21 protein-coding genes and 1 pseudogene are annotated in these 20,962 nt (G+C 46.0%); 5 read left to right on the top strand and 17 right to left on the bottom strand.

The window, feature by feature from the left end:
• Positions 1–68 precede the first annotated feature (68 nt).
• From MLD56_RS03565 to MLD56_RS03555, 3 genes are all read right to left on the bottom strand, one after another.
• Complete coding sequence (locus tag MLD56_RS03565) at positions 69–1,019, bottom strand: ring-cleaving dioxygenase (RefSeq protein ID WP_029515855.1); 951 nt, start codon at positions 1,017–1,019, stop codon at positions 69–71.
• A gap of 55 nt (positions 1,020–1,074) precedes the next feature.
• Positions 1,075–1,701, bottom strand: a complete 627-nt coding sequence (locus MLD56_RS03560) for a nitroreductase family protein (protein ID WP_029515856.1) — start codon at positions 1,699–1,701, stop codon at positions 1,075–1,077.
• Positions 1,702–1,830: 129 nt separating this feature from the next.
• Positions 1,831–2,202 (bottom strand): MmcQ/YjbR family DNA-binding protein, encoded by a 372-nt coding sequence (locus MLD56_RS03555; RefSeq protein WP_029515857.1) that lies wholly within the window; start codon positions 2,200–2,202, stop codon positions 1,831–1,833.
• 366 nt (positions 2,203–2,568) lie between these two features.
• Here MLD56_RS03555 and MLD56_RS03550 point away from each other — a divergent pair.
• A pseudogene (locus tag MLD56_RS03550) lies at positions 2,569–2,772 on the top strand (MFS transporter); the annotation flags it as partial.
• 147 nt (positions 2,773–2,919) lie between these two features.
• On the opposite strand, the gene MLD56_RS03545 reads toward MLD56_RS03550, so the two are convergent.
• The 10 genes from MLD56_RS03545 to MLD56_RS03500 all read right to left on the bottom strand — a co-directional run bounded on the left by MLD56_RS03545 (position 2,920) and on the right by MLD56_RS03500 (position 12,490).
• The gene (locus tag MLD56_RS03545; RefSeq protein WP_029515859.1) at positions 2,920–3,909 is read right to left on the bottom strand and encodes a siroheme decarboxylase subunit beta; all 990 of its coding nucleotides are present in this window, start codon (positions 3,907–3,909) and stop codon (positions 2,920–2,922) included.
• An 18-nt stretch (positions 3,910–3,927) separates the two neighbouring features.
• Positions 3,928–4,929, bottom strand: a complete 1,002-nt coding sequence (locus MLD56_RS03540; protein WP_029515860.1) for a radical SAM/SPASM domain-containing protein — start codon at positions 4,927–4,929, stop codon at positions 3,928–3,930.
• Positions 4,930–4,954: 25 nt separating this feature from the next.
• Positions 4,955–6,127, bottom strand: coding sequence for a radical SAM/SPASM domain-containing protein (locus MLD56_RS03535; protein ID WP_029515861.1), 1,173 nt, complete (start codon positions 6,125–6,127; stop codon positions 4,955–4,957).
• A 546-nt stretch (positions 6,128–6,673) separates the two neighbouring features.
• Entirely contained in the window at positions 6,674–7,234 is a 561-nt protein-coding gene (locus MLD56_RS03530; protein ID WP_029515862.1) for an NADPH-dependent FMN reductase, read from the bottom strand.
• Between the two features lie 188 nt (positions 7,235–7,422).
• Positions 7,423–8,430, bottom strand: coding sequence for an AI-2E family transporter (locus tag MLD56_RS03525; protein ID WP_029515863.1), 1,008 nt, complete (start codon positions 8,428–8,430; stop codon positions 7,423–7,425).
• A 56-nt stretch (positions 8,431–8,486) separates the two neighbouring features.
• Positions 8,487–8,903, bottom strand: coding sequence for a phosphate-starvation-inducible protein PsiE (gene psiE, locus MLD56_RS03520; protein WP_029515864.1), 417 nt, complete (start codon positions 8,901–8,903; stop codon positions 8,487–8,489).
• A gap of 90 nt (positions 8,904–8,993) precedes the next feature.
• Complete coding sequence (locus MLD56_RS03515) at positions 8,994–9,488, bottom strand: DedA family protein (protein ID WP_029515865.1); 495 nt, start codon at positions 9,486–9,488, stop codon at positions 8,994–8,996.
• A 22-nt stretch (positions 9,489–9,510) separates the two neighbouring features.
• Entirely contained in the window at positions 9,511–10,020 is a 510-nt protein-coding gene (gene pssA, locus MLD56_RS03510; RefSeq protein WP_029515866.1) for a CDP-diacylglycerol--serine O-phosphatidyltransferase, read from the bottom strand.
• A gap of 23 nt (positions 10,021–10,043) precedes the next feature.
• Complete coding sequence (locus tag MLD56_RS03505; protein ID WP_029515867.1) at positions 10,044–11,813, bottom strand: sensor histidine kinase; 1,770 nt, start codon at positions 11,811–11,813, stop codon at positions 10,044–10,046.
• Complete coding sequence (locus MLD56_RS03500; protein ID WP_029515868.1) at positions 11,810–12,490, bottom strand: response regulator transcription factor; 681 nt, start codon at positions 12,488–12,490, stop codon at positions 11,810–11,812. The genes MLD56_RS03505 and MLD56_RS03500 overlap by 4 nt, the downstream gene beginning before the upstream one ends.
• Before the next feature lie 210 nt (positions 12,491–12,700).
• On the opposite strand from MLD56_RS03500, the gene MLD56_RS03495 reads away from it, so the two are divergent.
• From MLD56_RS03495 to MLD56_RS03485, 3 genes are all read left to right on the top strand, one after another.
• Complete coding sequence (locus MLD56_RS03495) at positions 12,701–14,044, top strand: glycoside hydrolase family 30 protein (protein WP_029515869.1); 1,344 nt, start codon at positions 12,701–12,703, stop codon at positions 14,042–14,044.
• A gap of 195 nt (positions 14,045–14,239) precedes the next feature.
• Complete coding sequence (locus MLD56_RS03490) at positions 14,240–14,629, top strand: winged helix-turn-helix transcriptional regulator (protein WP_029515870.1); 390 nt, start codon at positions 14,240–14,242, stop codon at positions 14,627–14,629.
• Between the two features lie 268 nt (positions 14,630–14,897).
• A complete protein-coding gene (locus tag MLD56_RS03485) occupies positions 14,898–15,344 on the top strand; it encodes a hypothetical protein (RefSeq protein ID WP_029515871.1) in 447 nt (148 codons plus the stop codon).
• A gap of 103 nt (positions 15,345–15,447) precedes the next feature.
• On the opposite strand, the gene MLD56_RS03480 is transcribed toward MLD56_RS03485, so the two are convergent.
• On the bottom strand, positions 15,448–15,939 hold the full coding sequence (locus tag MLD56_RS03480) for a phenolic acid decarboxylase (RefSeq protein ID WP_029515872.1): 492 nt from the start codon (positions 15,937–15,939) through the stop codon (positions 15,448–15,450).
• Positions 15,940–16,105: 166 nt separating this feature from the next.
• Between MLD56_RS03480 and MLD56_RS03475 the strand changes: the two genes are divergently transcribed.
• On the top strand, positions 16,106–16,654 hold the full coding sequence (locus MLD56_RS03475; protein WP_029515873.1) for a PadR family transcriptional regulator: 549 nt from the start codon (positions 16,106–16,108) through the stop codon (positions 16,652–16,654).
• 68 nt (positions 16,655–16,722) lie between these two features.
• Here MLD56_RS03475 and MLD56_RS03470 read toward each other — a convergent pair whose 3' ends face one another.
• Genes MLD56_RS03470 through MLD56_RS03460 form a run of 3 tightly spaced genes read right to left on the bottom strand, consistent with a single transcriptional unit; the run spans position 16,723 to position 20,736 of the window.
• The gene (locus tag MLD56_RS03470; protein WP_029515874.1) at positions 16,723–17,922 is read right to left on the bottom strand and encodes a Ger(x)C family spore germination protein; all 1,200 of its coding nucleotides are present in this window, start codon (positions 17,920–17,922) and stop codon (positions 16,723–16,725) included.
• A complete protein-coding gene (locus MLD56_RS03465) occupies positions 17,919–19,013 on the bottom strand; it encodes a GerAB/ArcD/ProY family transporter (protein ID WP_029515875.1) in 1,095 nt (364 codons plus the stop codon). Before MLD56_RS03465 ends, MLD56_RS03470 begins: the two co-directional genes overlap by 4 nt.
• A 22-nt stretch (positions 19,014–19,035) precedes the next feature.
• Positions 19,036–20,736, bottom strand: a complete 1,701-nt coding sequence (locus tag MLD56_RS03460) for a spore germination protein (RefSeq protein WP_029515876.1) — start codon at positions 20,734–20,736, stop codon at positions 19,036–19,038.
• Positions 20,737–20,962: the final 226 nt, after the last annotated feature.

Below are 20,962 nucleotides of genomic sequence, written 5' to 3'. Positions count from 1 at the left end.
CAATCACGGTAGAAATCTTCCCGTATTGGACCTTTTTGCTTCTAATATGATTGTTTGGATCGAGCAGATTAATCCTGTTTTAATACTCTAGGTTCAATGGGAACCAGGTTAGACTCAATCTGGGTGCGCTGAGGCTCATACCATTCAGGCAGCATCAGCTTGTGCCCCAACTCATTCAATTCCTCATCCACCGTAAATCCGGGCGGATCGGTTGCGATCTCGAATAGAATACCGCCTTGCTCGCGGAAGTATACGGCATTGAAGTATTGGCGATCTACAATGCCACTAGTCCCAAAACCCTGCTGGTGAACCCATTCGTTCCACGCTTGATGCTCCGTATCATCCTGCGCGCGCCAGGCAATATGGTGAACCGTACCGGCACCGCCATTCCCCCACGGGACATCTTTGACCGGAATATCGATCAGGTTGCCCAGATCACCTGTCGTCTGATAGCGGATGTAGCCTGCATTTGCGTCTTCTCCGATGAGAGTCATCCCCAGGACGTTCTCCAACACCCCTTGCGTATGTTTGGAATCCGCACTGTACAGTACCGCCCCGCCAAAGCCCTTGATCGCTTTATCCGTAGGCACACCCCCGGCTGTCCACTTGTTCAACGGGCCACCTTCCCGCTCCACCAACTCCAGATGTAAGCCCTCGTTGTCTCGGAACTGGATGAATGACTCGCCAAAACGATTAGCCTTCGTGAAAGATACCTTCAAGCTGTGCAGACGGTTTTCCCAGTATTCCAAAGCACCGGATGGCACGACATACGTCGTAATCCCAACCTGTCCGCCTCCAATCTTACCCTTGCGTGTACCCGGAGCTGGAAAAAAAGTAATGATTGTTCCCGGGCTGCCCTCTTCATTACCAAAGTACAAATGGTATACTTCTGGAGCATCAAAGTTGATCGTCTTTTTAATCAATCGCAGACCAAGTACGCCTGCGTAAAAATCAACGTTGCCCTGCGGGTCGCCTGCAAAGGACGTGATATGGTGAATTCCAGCGGTTTTCAATGACATCTTTATCACTCCTTCATTAACATGTTGATTTATTTACACAAATGATTTACAAATTTCAAAATCCATTGTAGCTGACAAATTGTCCAACCGGCTTGCGGTATCCCCGTGCCCGCTGACCCGATTCGTCCTCTTTACCCAAGGTAATCATCATCACCGGCACAAATTGCTCTGGAATATTCAATACTTCCTGCACCTTCGCCGGATCAAAACCGATCATCGGGCAAGTATCCCAGCCTTTGTCCTTGGCAATCAGCATAAATTGCATAGCCGACAGGCTGGCATTACGGATCGCTTCTTCTCTCTGGAAGACAGGTCCCCGCTCGCGATAAAACTGAGTTACCGATTCCACTGTACTATCATATTCCTGCTTGCTCAGGACACCTAAATTCAGGAATCCTTCGTTGAGGTCAGCTACCTTGGTATAAGCTTCTGTATCCCCCAACACTACAATGGTCGCCGAAGCCGTTAATATTTTATACTGCTTACTTGCCTCATCATGCAGTCTTTGTTTGGTATCCGCATCCTGCACTACGATATAACGCGCATGCTGTAAATTAAAAGCCGATGGAGCAAACTTCACCAACTGAAATATTTCTTCTAGTTCTTTTGCATCTATAGTAACATCAGGAATAAATTTAGAAGCTGATCTTCTCTCTTGAATAATATTCACCAGTTCGCTCATGTTAAGTTCCACTCCTTGATATTATTTTCAAATGAATTATCTTTAAATTAAGAATATATCTATTTGTGATTTCTGTCAAGTAAAACTATAAGTATTTTTGGATACAAAAAAAGGGCTTCACTCAGCCCTTTACAGATCCGTTGCCCGTATTCTCATCGTAATCGCTTCACGTTGCGCTTTGGTTAAGCTCTTGAAGACCAGCTCATACGAATGGTCGATCATGCTGTACAAATCCTCCAGTGGGAAGGTAGCATCAACCTCAATCGTATTCCAATGCTTTTTATTTAAATGATAGCCTGGCTTAATCGCCTTGTTTTGTTCACGCAAATTTACCGCAATGACTGGATCACATTTCAAGGATACATGGCTAATACCATCCTTTTCAGTCAGGAGAGCAAACATCTTGCCCCCTACTTTGAGTACCAGGGGATCAGCACCAAACGGGTAATCCTTAACGGCCTCTTTTTGGCTCAAACCATATGCTACAATTTGCTCAAACACCAGCCTTCTCTCCTCTGTTCCGAGTTATTTGTTCTACGAACCTACCTATTTGCGCCCTATTATATCACCTTCATACGCTACATATACACTAAGTCCGTGCTACATTTAGGGGAACTGTGCTAAAGGTGAACCACTACGGATACCGTCGCACACACTGTTCGGATTGGCTCTATATGGGACAGGATAACTGGTTCGCGAAAAATAATAATGACTACTGTTAGGCGCAATAAGGTAGCGCCTATTTTCCTCTTAATTCACTTCATCCCCCTTTAATCATCCATGTAAAAAAGTGTTTTATTTATATAAGCTTATACGGAAGCGAAAGCTTTTTTAAGCGGCAAAAAATAAATAAAGGAGATTTTTTTCGTGAACTCAAACACTGCTCTTATAAGAAAAGGCGGTGCAAATGTGTCGTCTTCCAAACGTCTCCCGTGGGTCGGGTTGCTGGCTTTAGCCATGGCGGGATTCATCTGCATTCTTACAGAAAGCCTGCCTGCTGGATTACTGCCACAAATTGCACAGGATCTAGGGGTCAGTTCATTAAGATTAGCGGGGCCTTTGCCGATGCTTTCAGACTGCACGCTCGGTACTTCCGATCTATGTAAAATTGTAAGCATTACGAATAAACTCAATATAGTCAAAGAGCGTTAACCTGTCAACACGAAAAACGGACGCTGTCCTTGAAGAGACGGCATCCGTGTGAATATAAGAAGCGCTTTAGATCGAAAAGCTCGTTTTCTTCAATTCTTCCGTGCTGAACAGAATATCGTAATCCTTGATGTCTTCCCGCCGAACAAATTGCTCCGCAACTTTCCGAACAGACGCTTCATCGGGTCCATGAATCATGGCGTATAAATTATACGGCCAATCGGGGTGCGTCCGGCGCTTGTAGCAGTGGCTGACTTCCGAATAATCGGCCAGCCTTTTTCCTGCCTCAGGTATATGCTCCTCAGGAAGTACGCAGATGAACAGGCCATTTGCTGAAAATCCCGCTTCCCTATGCTTTAGAACGGCTCCGATTCGTTTGAGTGCTCCTCCTGCCTGCAGTGCCTGCAAGCGCAGAAACACCTCTTCCAAGCTGCAACCTGTCTTATTGGCAATCTCGGTATACGGTTCAGTTGACAACGGAAGATCTCCCTGCAGTTCGCGGATCAGCTGCACATCCGTTATTTCTATTTTGCATGGTTCCTGTTTGGAGGTTGCGACTCCATTCAAGTTCGGGCTGGGTGTAATGGCTGATGCATCAGCCGTTTCTTCCATATTCAGAAAGACCTTTAGTTTGAATAATTGCTCGGAGGGAAACTCATATAGCAGCGGCCCTCCCGCCGCTTCACGGATCGTTTCAAGAATAGCCCCCCGTTCTTCCTCGGTCCGGGAAGTCAGCGTGAACCACATATTGAGCCTGCTGCGCCGGCGGTAGTTATGGGTTACGCCTCTATACCTGTTGACGACAGCAGCGGTCTGGTAAAAAAGCTCCTCCCTGACTGCCATCGCATACAAACAGCCTCTAAATCCCAGTCCCGCCGGATTAAACACCCCGCCGATCCGCCGGATGAATCCCTCTTTCTTCAGCCTTTCAAGCCTTTGAAGCACATCTTCCTGGCGTAATTCCAGTTCCTCCGCAATGGCATTCCAAGGGCGTCTGACCAGAGGAAGCCCGATTTGCAGCCGATTCAGCAGCTTCCGGTCGTTCGAATCCAGGTCCACTATTCCCACCTCCCCAGCTTACAGCGCCGCCGATCTTTTGTAACACCACGGCTCTTCGGCCATGAAATTGCCGCCGCTGTAATAGTACGATCTCGCCCGGCAGCCGCCACAAATGCCCACATCGGGGCAGGAGCCGCATTCTCCTTCATATTTCTTGAAGTCCCTTAAATCCCGAAACACCGGATTATCCCGCCATATTTCATCAAAAGGCTGCTCGCGAACATTCCCCACCTTGACCGGCAGGTACGGACAAATATGCACCTCGCCATTCGGCAGCACAGAACAATAGGAGACCCCGGCCAGACAACCGCGCGTGTACCGCATTTCCAGCCCCATGCTCTTGGCAAGCGGCATGAACTGGGGAGCGCATGTCGGTTTGATTTCAAGGGATGTTGACTTCTGTTTGGACAGAACACTGCGCAGAACCGAGTAATACCGTTCCCGCTTCAGCCCGTCTTCTTCGATATGGACGGCCCGTCCGGTCGGGACGAGAAAGAATGGGTGCAGAGAGGACACATGAAGCTCCTCGGCAAGCTGGGCAACCTGCACGAAGTCATCCATATTTCCCTCGGTCAGCGTCATGTTAATCTGCACTCTCAGCCCGGCTTCCCGGGCATAACGAATGCCCTCCAATGCTTGCTGCCAGCCTTCTGGCGCATTCCTGAACCGGTTGTGATACTCAGGCGTGGCGCTGTCTATGCTGATCGCAATGCCCCCCAGCCCTGCTTTTTTCAGCTCCGCAGCTTTGGCGGCGGTCAGAAGCGTGCCGTTGCTGCCAAGTGCGGGACGAAGGCCGATAGACGAGGCATACGCGATCAATTCGCAGAGATCTTCACGGATCAAGGGCTCGCCGCCGCTGAATATGAGAAGCTTGAATCCAGCCTGCTTGATCTGATCAATGAGCCGGATGCCTTCCTCCGTGGTTAGCTGGTCTTCTACAGACGATGTCGGCCCCGAGTCGCGATAGCAGTGTTCGCAGTATAAATTGCATTTCTTGGTCACATTCCAGGAAACGAGCATGCGTATTCAGCCTTCCTTTCCAGTGTTATACGATTCCAATTTCACGGTCACTTAAATAACAGGATGGGTCCTCCGCCCAGAAATCACCGCTTACCGAAGCCCGGGCCCGGAAATTCCCGTTACAGATATCCAGCCAATTGCATTCTCTGCAGCGTCCCTTTAGCAGCGGTTTACGGTCGCGCAGGCCGACCATTAGCGGATGAGCGGCATCACGCCAAATCTCGCTGAATTTCTGCTTGCGGATATTACCGATTTCGATATCTCTCGTGAACTGATCGGGATAGACGTTGCCGTGCCAATCCACGCAGCCGATGGCTATTCCGGAACGGTTGCCGCCGTTTCTCTGAAGCAAGCCAAGCAGTTCAGCTGCGCGCTCCGGGTCGCGCTCCATCATCCGCTGGTATAAGTAAACGCCATCCGCATGGTTATCAACGGTGAGCAATTCCACCGGTTTGCCTTTGCCATGCAGGTCCACCGTTTTAGCCATAATCCGGTCAAGAGCATGCCGGGATTGTTCATGGGTAACATCCTCTTGCTGCAGGGCGCTCCCGCGGCCGGAATAGACGAGATGGTAGAAGCAGGCCCGAGGAATATTTTCCCGCTCGATCAAATCAAGGACACCATCCAAGTCTTCATATGTATGTCTGCTGATCGTGAACCGGACCCCTACCTTCTGGCCGATGACCAAGCAGTTTCGGATACCCTGAAGCGCCTGCTTAAAGGCTCCTTTTCGCCCGCGAAATTCATCATGGCGCTCTTCCAGCCCATCCAGGCTTACACCGACATATTTAACCCCTGCTTCTTTTAGCATCTTCGCTCTGTCCATGGTAATCAATGTGCCATTGGTCGATACTACCGGCCGAAGCCCTTTGCTTGACGCATAAGAAATCAGCTCATAAATATCTTTGCGGATCAGAGGCTCTCCACCGGAAAAAAGCAGTACCGGCACCTGGAAGGCGGCCAGATTATCAATAAATACCTTAGCTTCCTCCGTCGACATTTCATCGGGATCATGGGCAGGACAGGCATTCGCATAACAATGTTTACAGGTTAAGTTGCAAGCCCGTGTCGAATTCCATACGACGACAGGCCCTCTGCCCGCAGAAACGCCATGAGGTTTGTGGCCCGGCTTAATGGTATAACGAAGGTCATCGCCTTCTCCCTTCATACCGGTAAGTAGTTTCGTTACATTAATCATTTCCGTTCCCTCATCTCCCTATAATTAGATACCAGTTCTTTTTATCTTAAGATAACTTGTGAGAATAAGGATATGCGCTATTATCTTGCTCTCGCGCCGCATTAATGCTTGGGTCTGCAATAAGAAGAAACGTCTGACGGCGTCTTATTAGAGCTTATGCTTCCGAAGTAGCGATATGAGTATCGCTTTTAGGTACGTTTACCCGTAATGCTGCGGGTATCAAAAAGGTCGTGGCCGAAATGATTTTTTCTTACAGCTGAAAAAGTGCTAGCAGGTTTCACGGTTACACACAGCCATGACATTCAGCGTGAAATTTGGCAAAAGTATATATTTGTTGCCAGCATGAGCGGAACACTTCTGGCATTGGCTAATCGTAATATGTCATATCCGATACTTGAAACGGTGTATGCCCGATTAAAGGTCTATGAGCGTTTGCTGGACACAACTAATATTAGATAACTGGTGAATTCCTGCCGTTGAATATGTAGTAGGTGGCCATTCAAATAAGCAGATCCTTCTATGATGAAGGATCTGCTTTGGATTTTCCTATACCTGTCCTCTGCATGCTTGCTCAAGCCCTTGAAGTAATGCCTCCATTTCCTGTCTAGTTTCAGCGTTTGTAATGATGCCTTCTGAGTTCAGCTTTAATGTGATATGCGGAATAATGACCTTTCCATTCTCCACAATCTCTGCGTTGATCATTTGCAATGTGAGCAGCAGCGAGGCATGCGCCAGATGGCCGCCCATAGGAGACGGTGACGCGCTAATGACCGCTGTTGGTTTATTTACAAATTCACCTGAAGATACAAGCCAATCCAAGGCATTTTTCAAAGCACCCGGTACCCCATTTCCATATTCCGGTGTACAGATCAGCACTCCATCCACTTGTTTCAATTGTTCCCGTAGCCCTCTTACGGAAGCTGGCCCCTCATCTACATCCAAGTCAGGGTTAAAATGCGGGAGATCTTCCAACCCATCATAGACTGTGAACATCATATTTTCAGAAGCCAGCCCCATAGTAGCCTTCATAAGTGCTGTATTGGAGGACTTTTGACGAAGGCTACCCGATATAGCCAATACCTTAATTTTCTGTTCCAACCGTATCATCTCATTTCTCCGAACTTGATCTGATCTTGCATATTCAGTGTACTATAGCTAACAAGAGAATTAAAAAGTGGATGAGCGTCAGCGATTTTTCCTGTGAACAAAAGGGCAATAAAAAAATGCCTGCGGTTTCGCAGGCATTTGTGATATATCAATAGTCACTATACTAGGGCGGAATCTGTATTGCTGAATCAAGTATCCTTCTCTTGCTTGCGTTTTATCCCAATCAGATCAAGGAAGAAAACAAACAACGGAATACCTACAATCAAGCCCCAAATTCCAATCAGATGCTCAGAGAAAATAAGTACGACAAAGGTAAAGAAAATCGGTAAATTCGTTTTGGATGACATCAGCTTCGGATTTAAGAAATAGGCCTCAATCGCATGAATCACCACGATCAATATAACCAGATAAATTACATATTGAATGCCACCGACACTGAAAGCGATCAGGCCGAGCGGTGCCAGTGAGATAAACACACCTGCCACCGGAACCAATCCCAGTACGAAAATGATGAGCGCAAGACCGAGCAGATTAGGGAAGCCCATAATCCAGAGCGCAATCGTGGTCAATATACAGTTAATAAGTGAAATCAGCAGTTGAGCCTCCAATACCTTCCCGAACGTACCCAGAAACATACGGCCAAAATGACCCACTTCCTTGAAAAACCAGCCCAGCTTGCTATCTACAAACGTAGCTGTAAAGCGTGTAATATAGGATTTTTCCATCAGGAAGAACAAGCTCAAAATAATTGACACCAGAAGCTGTGTTCCCAATTGACTGACCTTCATTACTGCACTCAGGCCAGGCTCAAATAGCCGCTGAACATTCAGTGTGTCCATAAATTCGATAATCGTTTCGTTCCATTGATTACGATCAGGATACATATACGCTTGCTGAATCATGAGATACACCTGCTTGACCTGTACAATGATTAGCGGCACCATTCGGTAAACGCCCCACACCATAATCAGGATCAGCAGACCATACACCAGTAGCAGTACGACCATTGACGGTACATTGACAAACCGCTTGACCAGCTTATTCACTCCGTTATATATACTGCCAATCAAGATCGTAAGCAGCAGTGTTAACAACATAATATTCATCATGCTTCTTAACATAAACAACAGCAAAACGATTATCGCAAGGACGGCTATCCGCCTGACGCCCGCATGATTCATCCAGTTTCTTACCATTCGTCTTTATTCCCTCTCTCCCACTTGACTGTCACCCTTTGCAATCTTTCCCGGCATTAACTTTCTCTTTTTAACAATTTACTGTTAGCGATCAATAGAGAACCTACCATGACTAGAATAGCAATGGACCACCAGAATGTATTTTTAGCATCATCATGGTCCACAATAATGAGCCTGATGACGGCCGTAATCCCAATATAGATGAAATAACGTAATGGAAAATGAAAATTGGTTTTAAAGTACTTAACTATTAATGCTATGAATTCAAAATACAAGAAAAATACAAGCAGCTCTTCCGTGAATTCATAGTAATTTTTGTCGGCCTCTGTGTACAAAAAAACATAAGAAAAAATGGACCATGTTTCTTTTAGAAGTAAGAAGCTTAAAATCAGCCCGACCAGAAATAGCGAGATATTTAAGATCATTTGCAGAAAACCAGGTAACTTCTCAATATACTTCATTAATGCATTCAATACAGATCCCCTCACTGGTTGTACAATATCATCTTTATTTATATTATCGGTGGTATACGTGAAAAATGCTACATTACTTTTGGGGTCACCTTAATGAAAGTTTATATTCGCCCCTGCAATATAACCAATGGAGATAAAAATAAGCGTCCATATCAGAGAACCTGCGCTTGCCACCAGCATATATTTTCGGACAGGCATCGCACTAAGCCCTGACAAATAGCTTGTTGCATGTCTGACTCCTGGGATAAAATAACCAAACAAAATGGTCCACAACCCAAAGCGCGCAAACCACCCCTTAACTCTTGCAAATCGCTTCGGTGTCAATCCAACCCACTTGCCGTGCTTATCCACCAAGGGCTGGCCCAGCTTTTTGCCTAGCGTGTAGCTGATCATCATCCCTGTCATTGCACCGATGAAGCTGACTAAGATAGACACCGAATAATTCAGTACCATAATAGAAGATAAATAGCCGACAAACACCATAATAATTTCATCTGGAACCGGTAGGCCAATAATCCCAAGAGCAAGAAGAGCAAAAATAGCGATATATCCGTATTGTGTAATCATGCTGATGGCCCATTCCATAGGAGCGCCACCTCCTGACCGATTATTTTTTGAAGGACGGGAAGGGAATACGGCTAACCATCAGGAACGACAGCACTACCATTAACGCAAGCAACAACCCCGGCTTCAAATGCTCACTCCATAAAAACATAAAGGACAAAATCACTCCCGCCGCCGTAATCGGCATACCCACAAAGCCTTTACTAAAAGCCATTAGGTTGAATCTTGCCAATCTTACCGCACCACATATGACAAACAAAACAGCCACAAGTGGTCCTACCCAATGGGTATCTCCCAGCTTGTATAACAAGATCAAGAAAGCAGGGGCAACCCCAAATGAGACCACATCCGCCAGCGAATCGAGCTGTTTGCCAAAATCACTGGAACAATGCAGCAGCCTTGCCAGTAAACCGTCTAATACATCCCATAAAGCAGCCACCACCACGAGAATAAAGGCGGTCATGTATTGCTCATGAATCGTGAAATACAGGGATAAGACCCCTGCCCCCAGGTTTGCAATCGTGCATAGTGAGGGCAACCAATTCCATTTCATACTCTTAACTCCTTTGCCATAGCTTAGCCTCCGAATATAACAACAAAACGGACGCCGTCCTTGGTATTCTCCACCTTAAAGTGGAATTCGTGCAAATCCAAAATTCGTTTGACGATCGACAGCCCGAGCCCTGTCCCACCTGTCTGGCGGCTTCGGGACAGCTCAGCCCGGTAAAAGCGATCCCATATCTGCTCCAGTTGATCATCAGGAATGGTCTCACCTTTATTTTCAATGGAAAAGGAGCTGATTTCCCCAGCACCTTCGATACGAATCGTGATGGAGCTTCCTTCCTCAGCATGTCGTATGGCATTGACAACAAAGTTGATAATCACCTGTTCCAGCCATCCTACATCGGCATGGATCGGCATCTCATTGGCGGGGATAATGACTACTTCCAGCTTTTTCTCCTTCAACAGGTGGAAGAGCTTGTCCACGACCTCCTCCACCAGCTCACTCAAGATAAAGGTCGTCTTGCGAAGCTTGAGAGTACCCGATTCCAATTTGGCGAGGTCCAGCATATCTTTGACCAATCGCTCCATTTTGTCCGCTTCCTCTACAATGACTTTCATATAATGATCCTGCTTCCCGGCGCTAACCCCATCTTGTAATCCTTCTGCGAAGCCTTTAATGATACTCAGCGGAGTTTTCAGTTCATGAGAGGCGTTGGCAAAAAAGTCTTGTTGCACAGCCTCCATCCGCTGCTTCTGTTCCATATCCTCCACTAATTGCTGATTGGCCTCCTGAAGCTCGCGCAAAGCGGTGTCCAGGTTCTGGGACAGGGTATACATGCTGTAGGACAAGCTGCCCAGTTCATCATTCTGCCGGATTGGTGTATGGGCTGTAAAATCGAGCTTAGCCATCCGCTTGGCGGTATTATTCAAAGCAATGAGCGGACGGGTTACCATTCGGGAATAGAACAGGGACAAAATCAGAATGAGTGCAAATCCTCCGATCCCTAGGTACAGATAAAACCAACGCAGAGCTTCATTCGTCTCACTAATTTCCTGCAACGATGTCACTGTGAACAGGAGGTCGATCTCGCCTGTGCTCTGACGAACAGGATGGACTATAACTGCATTGCGTACCCCTGTCCAAGGTTCCGTCCAATCTTCCTCCAACACTTCGAAATTCTTAAGCTTCTCCAGATGCGACTGTGATAAAGGGAACCATTCCTCCAGCGCACTAAACAGTAAACCTTGTCGCTGACTCCATGTTTTCAGATCCGGCAGCACAATCTCTGTCACCGTACCGGAAAACCTTACACTGCCACCTGTGCTTGCCTCTTCCAAAGTTGATCCTATACTTTTGAAGCCAAGCTTCTGTATGCCGGTTGGATAAATTAAATTGGCGGAGGATATGCCTTCCGTTCCCAATCCCTCACCTTCAACCGTTACCGTATCGCCAGGCTGAATCCGGGCAGCTCTCAGCTCATCTCCATACTCACTCATAAACAGAGACAGCGATATTTTAACGATTTTACCATCTGCTTTTCTTACATTGATATGAAACGCATCATCCAGCTTTACTTTGCCGTCCAGCGTTACAATCGCCAACTGGTTTTTATTTTGAAGCATAAAACGAGCTGCCTCACGCGAAACCCTGCCCGATCCCCAAGCCTCCTGGACATAACTTTGACCGAAGCTTTGCAAACGACTTTCCACACGCCCAATCTTCTGTTTCTGATAAAAATTTTCAAAAAACAACAATTGACTTAAAATCACCATACCGTAAAAACACAGGAAAAACACAACCGTCATAATGAACAACTTAAAGGTAACTCCCCGTTTGTTCATTCTTCCTCCTCAAACCTGTAGCCAGTACCAAAAATAGTGCGGATATGGCGTGATTCACGGCCCAGCTTACTTCTCAGCTTTTTGATATGCGTATCGACAACTCGTGTATCTCCTTCAAAGTCGATGCCCCACACTCGGTTCAGTATCGCATCCCGTGAAATAACGATGCCTTTATTATGTATAAGCAGCCGCAGCAGCTCATACTCCTTGGGCGTCAGTTCGACTTCCGCCTGATCCACCTCAAGCCGATGAGCCATCGTGTTGAGAATGGCACTACCGAACCGCAAGATATGCGACTCTGGCTGCACATGTCCTTCCACCCGTTTCATCAGCGCGTTCGCGCGAGCAATCAGCACCTTGGGGCTGAATGGTTTGGTCACGTAATCATCGGCTCCCAGTTCAAAGCCTAATATTTTATCATCATCACCGGATTTGGCTGTCAACAAAATGATCGGTACACCTGAACGGCTGCGCACCTGGCGGCACACCTCCCAACCATCCAGTTCCGGCATCATAATATCGAGTATAATCAGGTCCGGCTGCACCGAATCAAACCAGATGAGTGCATCTTTCCCATTGCCTGCTTCATAGACTTCCCAATTATTTTGTTTAAAATAATCCGCGATCACTTCACGAATACGTATTTCATCCTCGACAAGAAGAACTCTTTTCTTCAATCGACTTCCCTCTTTCGGTCATTCTAGGACACCAGTATATCAAAGACATGTGTTCTTTATGTGTTCTTGACACTTCTTATCAGCAAAAGTTCTCATCCGCAAATTCAACCTTGGATTAGGGCAAATTTGTCATCGCTCAGACCATCTCTTTCTCTAAGATCCTACCCTATAATAAGTTGAGATACAAAAAGCCTGACAGGAGGGTAACACATGAGCAATCAAACCATTCAGTGGTTTTCCACTTCCAAAGCTAAAGCTTGGCAATCCCAAGCTCACCATTTGACCGATACCCAAGAGAGTGCCAACCTAATCCTTACAGGAGAAACATATCAGCTTGTAGAAGGCTTTGGTGGCTGTTTTAATGAATTAGGTTATGTGGCCCTGAATCATTTGGAAAAGGACGACCGAGATCGGGTGCTTCATTCTCTCTTTCACCCAGAGGGCGAGCACAAATTCACGATATGCCGACTTCCTATTGGAGCGAGTGACTACGCGCTGGAATGGTATAGCCACAATGAAACAGACGGCGACGTGGAGATGAAGCATTTTTCCATCGAGCGCGATCAGCAGTATCTCATTCCTTTTATTCGAGAAGCGTTACAACTCAATCCGGACTTAAAGTTGTTCGCTTCACCCTGGAGTCCGCCGACATGGATGAAATCACCGAAAGCCTACAATTACGGCACGCTGCGCTGGGAAAGGGATATTTTGAAAGCGTATGCATTGTACTTTGTCAAATTTGTTCAGGCTTACCGGGAGGCAGGGATTACGATCCATCAGATTCATGTTCAAAATGAAGTCATTGCCGATCAGAAGTTTCCTTCCTGTGTATGGACCGGAGAGCAACTGCGTGAATTTATTCGCGACTATTTGGGTCCTGCTTTTGAGGAACACGGACTGGATACGGAAATTTGGCTGGGCACCATTAACGCACCCGATCCGTGGGAGGAATTAATGAAAAAGACTTCGACCGGATTCGATGAGTATGCCCATACCGTGTTAAGTGACCCCCAGGCCTACAAATATATTAAAGGTGTAGGCTACCAGTGGGCAGGCAAAAATGCCATTCAGCGCACCGTTGCCAGTTATCCTGAGCTTCGTTACATGCAAACCGAAAATGAATGCGGTAACGGAGAGAACTCATGGGACTACGCCAAATATGTATATAATCTGTACCAGCACTACTTCACCAATGGTGTGAATGCTTATATTTACTGGAATATGGTTTTGGAACCGAAAGGCAAGAGCACATGGGGCTGGGAGCAAAATTCGATGATTACCGTTGATCCAACGGATCGAAAACCTGTCCTGAATCCAGAGTATTATGTTATGAAGCATTTTTCTCATTTTGTATTACCGGGTGCCCGACGCATCGGACTTCGCGGCTCATGGACTGGAAATGCAGTTGCTTTTCAAAATACAGACGGGCAAAGAGTGCTAGTCATCGCCAATCCGTTCAAGGAATCACGTGTACTGAATCTGTCTCTCGGAAAAACAACACACCGCTTGGAGCTGGAGCCAGAGTCCTTTAATACGATCGTGATTCCTTCTTAACGCCGCAGTTTTCTGGAATTATGCATATATTAGGAATATTACGTTCCTGTTTTCCGGTCCTGCGTAATCATCATGCTTCACTGTCCAGTCGATCTGTATCCATATACGTATGCATAGTTTCCAAAATGGATGTATATCCTTTTGCGTATAGTAACTATAAATAGTATACTTGGAATAACTATGGACAGGAGGTCGATGAATATCACTACTGTAAAAGACCGGATTGATTTGAAGCTGATTAATTGTGATAAGGAATTGACTCTCGCCGTCATCGGTGGAAAATGGAAGCTGATTATTTTGTGGCATCTCGGTATGGAAGGCACCAAGCGGTTTGGTGAATTGAAGAAGCTGATTCCCCATATTACGCAAAAAATGCTGACTAACCAATTGCGCGAGCTGGAAGAAGATAAACTCATTCTACGTAAAGTCTATCCTGTCGTCCCTCCGCATGTGGAATATTCACTGACAGAGCATGGCGAAAGCCTGATTCCGGTACTGAGAGCAATGTACGATTGGGGATCAAACTATCGCGAGAACGTGATTTGGAAAGAAGAAGAAGCGGTTCAAGACGTCACACCCGTGTGACCAGCAAACAAGCATTTTGCGAAATGCTGAACTATATTTCACGTAGAAACAGCCTCGGGAGATCTGGGGTTGTTTTTTGTGATATAAAGACGTTCCCCAAGATAATAAGAGATATGGATGCAAGTATCCGTTTCCATTGGCATTAAAGCTCGTTTTCCGCTACATATCCTCATTTTACACTTGTATTCGTGATTTACATTACATCCGCTGTGACGTATGATTCTTCCATCCCTATTTACAGTGAACTCGAGAAGGAGGCCATTCTAGCATGAGCATGACGCTTGCCCAGCCCACAACGTCCCAAGCGACCCAATTACGCATTGGTTCCATGGAAATGATTCAATACGATTATCGTCAATTTCCTGACTCGAAACCCTATCAACACCATTGCTGTGGCTTGCTTACTATGTCGTGTAACGGCGCTCAAGGTCTGGCAGAATATGAGTTACCTGAAATTAAAGGCGCCTTTGACCTCGTCCGCTGGGCTTCCGTGTTTACCTCACTCAAGGGTCTGTCCTTAACCGAGGCTGAGCAATATATTCAGCACCACGCTGATCACTGGGGGCCTGATAAAACAGAGCTGGCTCTATCTGCCTTATCCGATCTGACTGCCCATGCGAACCTGCACATTCTCTCCCCATTAGCGACCATCCTCCCCCCTCGGATTAGTCGTTCGTATCTCATCGAGCATGGCCTGGTCTACTATTCATTCTAAATATCGTCCACCACTCCATTAGCAATCTACTTTCCAGTTCATGCAAAAAAGCCTGAGACTGTTTATCACAGGCCAGGCTTTTACACTTTCAGCACAGAGTTGATCACACTTGCAGTTTACCTGCACGAATATCGTCTGTCATTCCTTCATAAGGTGCTTGGGAAATTAATTGTTCGTTGTTCACACCCGCATTTTCGATGAATGTAATATCTGCAAATTCAGGCACCACATACTTTGGATACGTTTCATACTTTTCACGCGATTCTTCCATTAGCGGAATAAAATCGTTTTGGTAGCGCACAGTGATTTCCGGATGCTCATGAACCCATTTAGGGAAGAAAATAATGCCGTGCATACGTTTTTCTTCAGGCATAAAATTCAGAGACACGTCAGTGCCTGTCGGTTCGGTCCACGATACTTTATACACGTTTTCCACCAGTTTCGCCAGATTGACCTTCTGATCACGTACCCAGCGGCCACCTACCATACCACTATGAATGCGATAATCGATCGTATCTTCATTTTTAATATATATTTCATACTCCCAACCATTCTCATAGGTGTAAATCATGTGGCTGCCGATAAACTTGTCCATCTTGCACCCTTCTTTCCTAAATTATAATTTTCATGAATTGAATAGGATACCAAAGATAATAAATATTCAATTCAAAACATGTAAATATAAACATGTTTTTAACTACATATAAATTGTAGCACTGTGGTATACTAGTGTCAAATACCGTTTTACGAGGAGAGCTACGTTGAAACGCACATTAAAATATGCCATTTTGGGTCTGATTCACAAAGAGGAAATGAGCGGCTACGATATTACGAGCCAATTCAAGCAGGAAATCGGACAATTTTGGAGCGCCAAGCACAGTCAGATTTATCCCGAGCTCAAAAGGCTGACCGAAGAGGGACTCATTGAATATCGGACCTCCATTACAGGAGCCAAGCTGGAAAAAAAATTGTACTGCATTACCCCCAAAGGAACCCAAGAGCTGACCGAATGGCTGCTAAGCCCCAAGGAGTTACCGGAAACGGAAAAAGATGAGTTTATGCTTATGCTGTATTTCTCAGCGGCCATCCCCAAGGAAGAGAACAAGCGATTGTTCGAGGACCAGATTGCCAAACGTAAAGAAAAGCTGGAGTATCTGTACGAAAGTAAAAAATCCCTCCAACAGCTGGACGAGAATCTTCAATCCCCCGGCTCTAACCAATTCGGGCATTATCTGGTGCTGAGCCGTGCCATTAATCGGGAAGAAAGCTATATTACGTGGCTGGAAGAAACACTGTCCCTGTTTGAATAGCCTAAAAAACCTTCAACGTCACGTAGATTCGTGGTATTGAAGGTTTTTCTAAAATAAGTACGTGCAAACTAGTCTGCCGTCGTAATCGAAGAGCCGTAATCTTCAATATGGATATCTGTGCTAAACCGTACAGGAATGGTACTAAAAGTGGTATCCCAATCCTCTTTGACCTTACGCCAAACTTTAGGATGCTGAATCCTCAAGGCCTCTCCGAAACCTCCGACGTCAACCTTCAGCTTTTGCATTTTAGCTAACGTTTGTTCAGCTAATGAATTCACTTTCTCCTGAAAGAGACTCTCTTCTTGTCCAAGCACATTGTTGCTACGCAAATTTTCATTCTTTATATGCACCTCCGAAATGCGTCCCTCTGAGGTCATTTTTACCTGAAAGGAAATGTCATCCCCCTGAACGATGGCCTTGATCTTGCTTTTCACCGCTTTGATCTCATATGCTATATTTTTACCGGTTTTCGGATCGCTGCTTTTCAGCACGCCTCCATCCAATTGGCCTTTGATCCACATAAGACCCTCGACCTCCGACTCATTCAGATAACCACCGTAGGTTTGTGTCTTTCCCTTGATGATTCCCGCACCTGCGAGCTTGATTTCATTCTCCGCCGTAATGACATTAGGTAATATAAAGCTTCTTTCACCCTTCATGGGTCCGATCACTTTAGCCAAAGCCATGGGCTTTATCAACCGCGCGTTCCGTTTACGGTTTTGGAATATATCCTTTAATATATAAGCAGGAATCTGACCAGGAATTTTCTCCTGAAGCGCATTCCCCGCCTTGTCTGTACTAATCAGTAGCTGTACGCTGGGCCGAATGTCATTATCCCCCAAGAAAAAGTCCAGCAGCTCATACAACGGAATCTTGCGAAGCAGACTGGAGCTGATAATAATCGTTTTCAAATGTTGCCCGATGGGAGGTCGATTGGTCCGCAATGAAATTTCTCTGAGCATTTCAAAAACGGAATCCCCCGTTTCCGTAATATTAAAAAATTTTTTAGCTTGCGGGGAGGAGCTATTGGAGCCTCCGCTTTCCTCTGGGATGACAAATTGGAAGGTTCCAGTGATTAACTCTTTTTTTGGATAATCTCCTCCTTTTCGATTAATTTGCTCTTCTTGCGAAGATTCTGCCTCTACATCCATAGCAATACCTGTCATCAGATTTAGATCCTCCACCGGCGAGCTGCTCCAACAACCTGAAAGTGTACAACATACTAGGAGTGCGGTCATTCCGAGTAATCCCGACCGTGCCCTCATCATGACCGCACCTTCCTCCAGCGAGAAATAAGCAGAAGTGGCAGTGGAAGCAGAGCGAATAAAACAAAAGCTCCATTCCCCAGGATCGTTCCAAAAGAAAATAACTCATTCAGATTTTTGGGAATTTGGGATAGGAAGTAGATGATCGGAAGCAAAATGAACAGCGTCTTGGAATAAGAGCTATTCAAAATTTGAGAAACTCCGAGCGAAGCGCAATAAAAAGCAATACTAAATGTGGAAAAAATTTGCATGATCCAAATGGTCAACAACAAGGATTCGAACCGTTCCAATAACAGGTACTCCACTTCAAAACTGCGAGCCAAATCTAAAAATGGCCAGGTTCTGCTCAAGACTCCTTCGAACGAAAAAGCGCCAATGCACAGGATCAGCGTTGCTGTATAAAAAGCGACCGCGATCCCGATCGCCAGTCCGATTGCCTTGGTTGCTTTCTCGGGTTTTTCCATCCGACAAAAAATAATCAGCAAGGACTCTGTCCCCGTTAATGTCAGGATTGTAGTCTTGAGCGTTCTAACCACTGGCATCACCCCCTCCGACAAGACAGGACGCAAATTATTCAATTCGAAAATATTTAAACTCAGCAAGCATATCAACAAAAAGATAGCCGTCGTAATCGGGAATATTAATTGGCATATTTTCCCTAACGAGCTTACTCCTCCCATGCATAGGTACAGAGAGAGCCACATAAAAGGTGCTGAAATTGCCCACGCCGGAGTGCCTTCAAGCAGAAAGAACGACGTTACTTCCTCCACAGATCGGATTTCAAATGCGGCTATACAAACAAAATAAATAACAATCAGCATACCAATCCCTTTGCCAATGACTTTGCCTGTTATCCGCTGAACATACTGGTAAAAGGTACTTTCTGGAAACCTTGAACTTAGTTTGATCATAATCCATCCGAGCAGGAAAGTGCCCCCCCCTGCTAAAATGACAGATATCCACGCATCCGGTGTTTTTGCAACTTCAGTTGCTACTCTGGGAAGGGTAAGCAACCCGGCAGCCAGCATAAAGGAAACCACAATTGCCGTTGTCTGCAACGTTGTAATTTTATCCGCTTTTTTCCCACGGGCCATCTTGCTCCCTCCTGTGTTGAGCTCATCCTTGTCGCTTAGGGTCTTTATGCTTCAAAAGAATGGGTCTATTTTTCATAAATTGCAGCGGTGCTCGTATGAAGTAATCTTTCCAGTCCTTCAACGAACGGGGGACCGTTAGACTCAGGAACGGCACACCGAAGCTGTGTAATTTAACCATATGAATACTCAGCATTAGGAAAAACATGATTACGCCATACAACCCGAAGGTGGCCGCCGTAAACATGGCTCCAAAGCGCATGACACGCATGGAAATCCCAGCGCTGTATACAGGGGCTGAAAAGGAAGAAATCGCTGTAACGGCCACCACAATTACGAGAATCGGGCTTACAATCCCGGCGTTAACAGCGGCCTGTCCAATAATCAAACCGCCAACGATGCCCATCGCTGGACCGATGGGTTTGGGGAGCCGAAGTCCCGCCTCACGTAAAATTTCGATAGAAATCTCCATAATCAGGGCCTCAACCAGCGTCGAAAACGGAACCCCTTGTCTCGCACTGATAATGGAAATGACCAGCTTGGTTGGAATCAATCCGGGATGAAACGAGATAAAGGAGATATAGAGCGCCGGGGCGAACAACGATATGAAAGTTGCCATAAAACGAAGGAATCGTATAAGCGAACCCGGTATCCATCGTTCATAATAATCTTCGGGGGACTGGAGCATCATCCCATACGTTACAGGCATAAGAAGCGCAAAAGGTGTACCGTCCAGCAGAATCGCCACACGTCCCTCCAGCAATGCAGCCATGACCCGATCCGGTCTCTCCGTATTTTGAATTTGCAGAAAGGGGCTAAGAAAATTATCCTCAATAAGCTGCTCCACATAGCCCGACTCCAATACCTCATCCATATCAATGGTTTGGACCCGCCGCTTCACCTCATCCACAAGCTCCGGGTCGGCAATGTCTCTGAAATACACCACCATCAACTGCTTCTCCACTCTTTTTCCAACTTTGAAGGACGACATGGCCAGTTCCGTACTTTCTCCATGTCTGCGCAGCATTGCCGTATTATCGCTGAGGGTCTCGGTAAAACCGACTCGCGGTCCTCGCAGCACCGATTCCGATATCGGGTCCTCCACCCCTCGTGTATTCCCTTTGGGTGTACCCAGCACAAAAGCGCCGGGTATGCCCTGAATTATAAGTATGACAGAACCGAACAGCACCTTTTGCAAGGAGAACTGCACCTCTAACGTATACTCTGTCTCCGATACCAGCATGACCTGACGAATAAACATATCCCGAAGCTCTTTTCCTCTCGGAAGATCCTCCCCGCCTTGTCCTGAACTGCCCCAATCCATCAGTGGCTTTAAAATGTTCTGATCCATGCCAACCTTGTCTGTTAATCCATCCACAAAAAAAAGTGTACCTACAGCGTTCAGTTTTCCCAGGAAAATAGATCGTTCGTTCACATCTGCCATATCCGCGACGGCTTGTCTGACTTTTTCTATATTCGCCTCATAATCTTCGGTAAAGGTTCCCTTTTCCTTCTCTGCCTCACTTACAGACGGGTTGCGATCTGCCTGCTCCGAACGGTCTTCTTCTTCTAGAAGCTTTAATCGTTCCATACGTCTGCTCTCTCGACCATCCATCGCTTTAATTTGTCGTACCGTCAGAAAAATAATCAAAGGTATGATGAACAAAAAGACAGCTTCTATCCATACGTTCCATTTGGGTATATGAGTTCCGATGACCTGCCACACGTTCTTTCCTCCTTTACTTCCATAGGATTTGTATATAGATTTACCTGGATTAGAAAAAAGATGCATGGACGATAGGTGGGATGGAATAAATTTCTTTGCTCACAAAAGGAATAAAAAGGTGAATTTGATAGATGAACTGTAGTGTCAAATGTAGAAATCCATGATAATATCTATTCATTCTATGACTAATGTCACAAATTTGTTGAATTCGTGGTCCATTATTCGA

Origin of the sequence: Paenibacillus peoriae, assembly GCF_022531965.1 — a bacterium.
In the GTDB taxonomy this organism is placed as follows: Bacteria; Bacillota; Bacilli; order Paenibacillales; family Paenibacillaceae; genus Paenibacillus; species Paenibacillus polymyxa_D.
This window is presented reverse-complemented; position numbering and strand designations above follow the sequence as displayed.

Bases quoted from the DNA above. Each gene is read 5' to 3' on its own strand.
- MLD56_RS03565 (WP_029515855.1), bottom strand. From the start codon at position 1,019: ATGTCATTGAAAACCGCTGGAATTCACCATATCACGTCCTTTGCAGGC.
- MLD56_RS03560 (WP_029515856.1), bottom strand. From the start codon at position 1,701: ATGAGCGAACTGGTGAATATTATTCAAGAGAGAAGATCAGCTTCTAAA.
- MLD56_RS03540 (WP_029515860.1), bottom strand. From the start codon at position 4,929: ATGCTCGTTTCCTGGAATGTGACCAAGAAATGCAATTTATACTGCGAA.
- MLD56_RS03535 (WP_029515861.1), bottom strand. From the start codon at position 6,127: ATGATTAATGTAACGAAACTACTTACCGGTATGAAGGGAGAAGGCGAT.
- MLD56_RS03530 (WP_029515862.1), bottom strand. From the start codon at position 7,234: ATGATACGGTTGGAACAGAAAATTAAGGTATTGGCTATATCGGGTAGC.
- MLD56_RS03525 (WP_029515863.1), bottom strand. From the start codon at position 8,430: ATGGTAAGAAACTGGATGAATCATGCGGGCGTCAGGCGGATAGCCGTC.
- MLD56_RS03515 (WP_029515865.1), bottom strand. From the start codon at position 9,488: ATGGAATGGGCCATCAGCATGATTACACAATACGGATATATCGCTATT.
- pssA (WP_029515866.1), bottom strand. From the start codon at position 10,020: ATGAAATGGAATTGGTTGCCCTCACTATGCACGATTGCAAACCTGGGG.
- MLD56_RS03505 (WP_029515867.1), bottom strand. From the start codon at position 11,813: ATGAACAAACGGGGAGTTACCTTTAAGTTGTTCATTATGACGGTTGTG.
- MLD56_RS03495 (WP_029515869.1), top strand. From the start codon at position 12,701: ATGAGCAATCAAACCATTCAGTGGTTTTCCACTTCCAAAGCTAAAGCT.
- MLD56_RS03490 (WP_029515870.1), top strand. From the start codon at position 14,240: ATGAATATCACTACTGTAAAAGACCGGATTGATTTGAAGCTGATTAAT.
- MLD56_RS03485 (WP_029515871.1), top strand. From the start codon at position 14,898: ATGAGCATGACGCTTGCCCAGCCCACAACGTCCCAAGCGACCCAATTA.
- MLD56_RS03480 (WP_029515872.1), bottom strand. From the start codon at position 15,939: ATGGACAAGTTTATCGGCAGCCACATGATTTACACCTATGAGAATGGT.
- MLD56_RS03470 (WP_029515874.1), bottom strand. From the start codon at position 17,922: ATGATGAGGGCACGGTCGGGATTACTCGGAATGACCGCACTCCTAGTA.
- MLD56_RS03465 (WP_029515875.1), bottom strand. From the start codon at position 19,013: ATGGCCCGTGGGAAAAAAGCGGATAAAATTACAACGTTGCAGACAACG.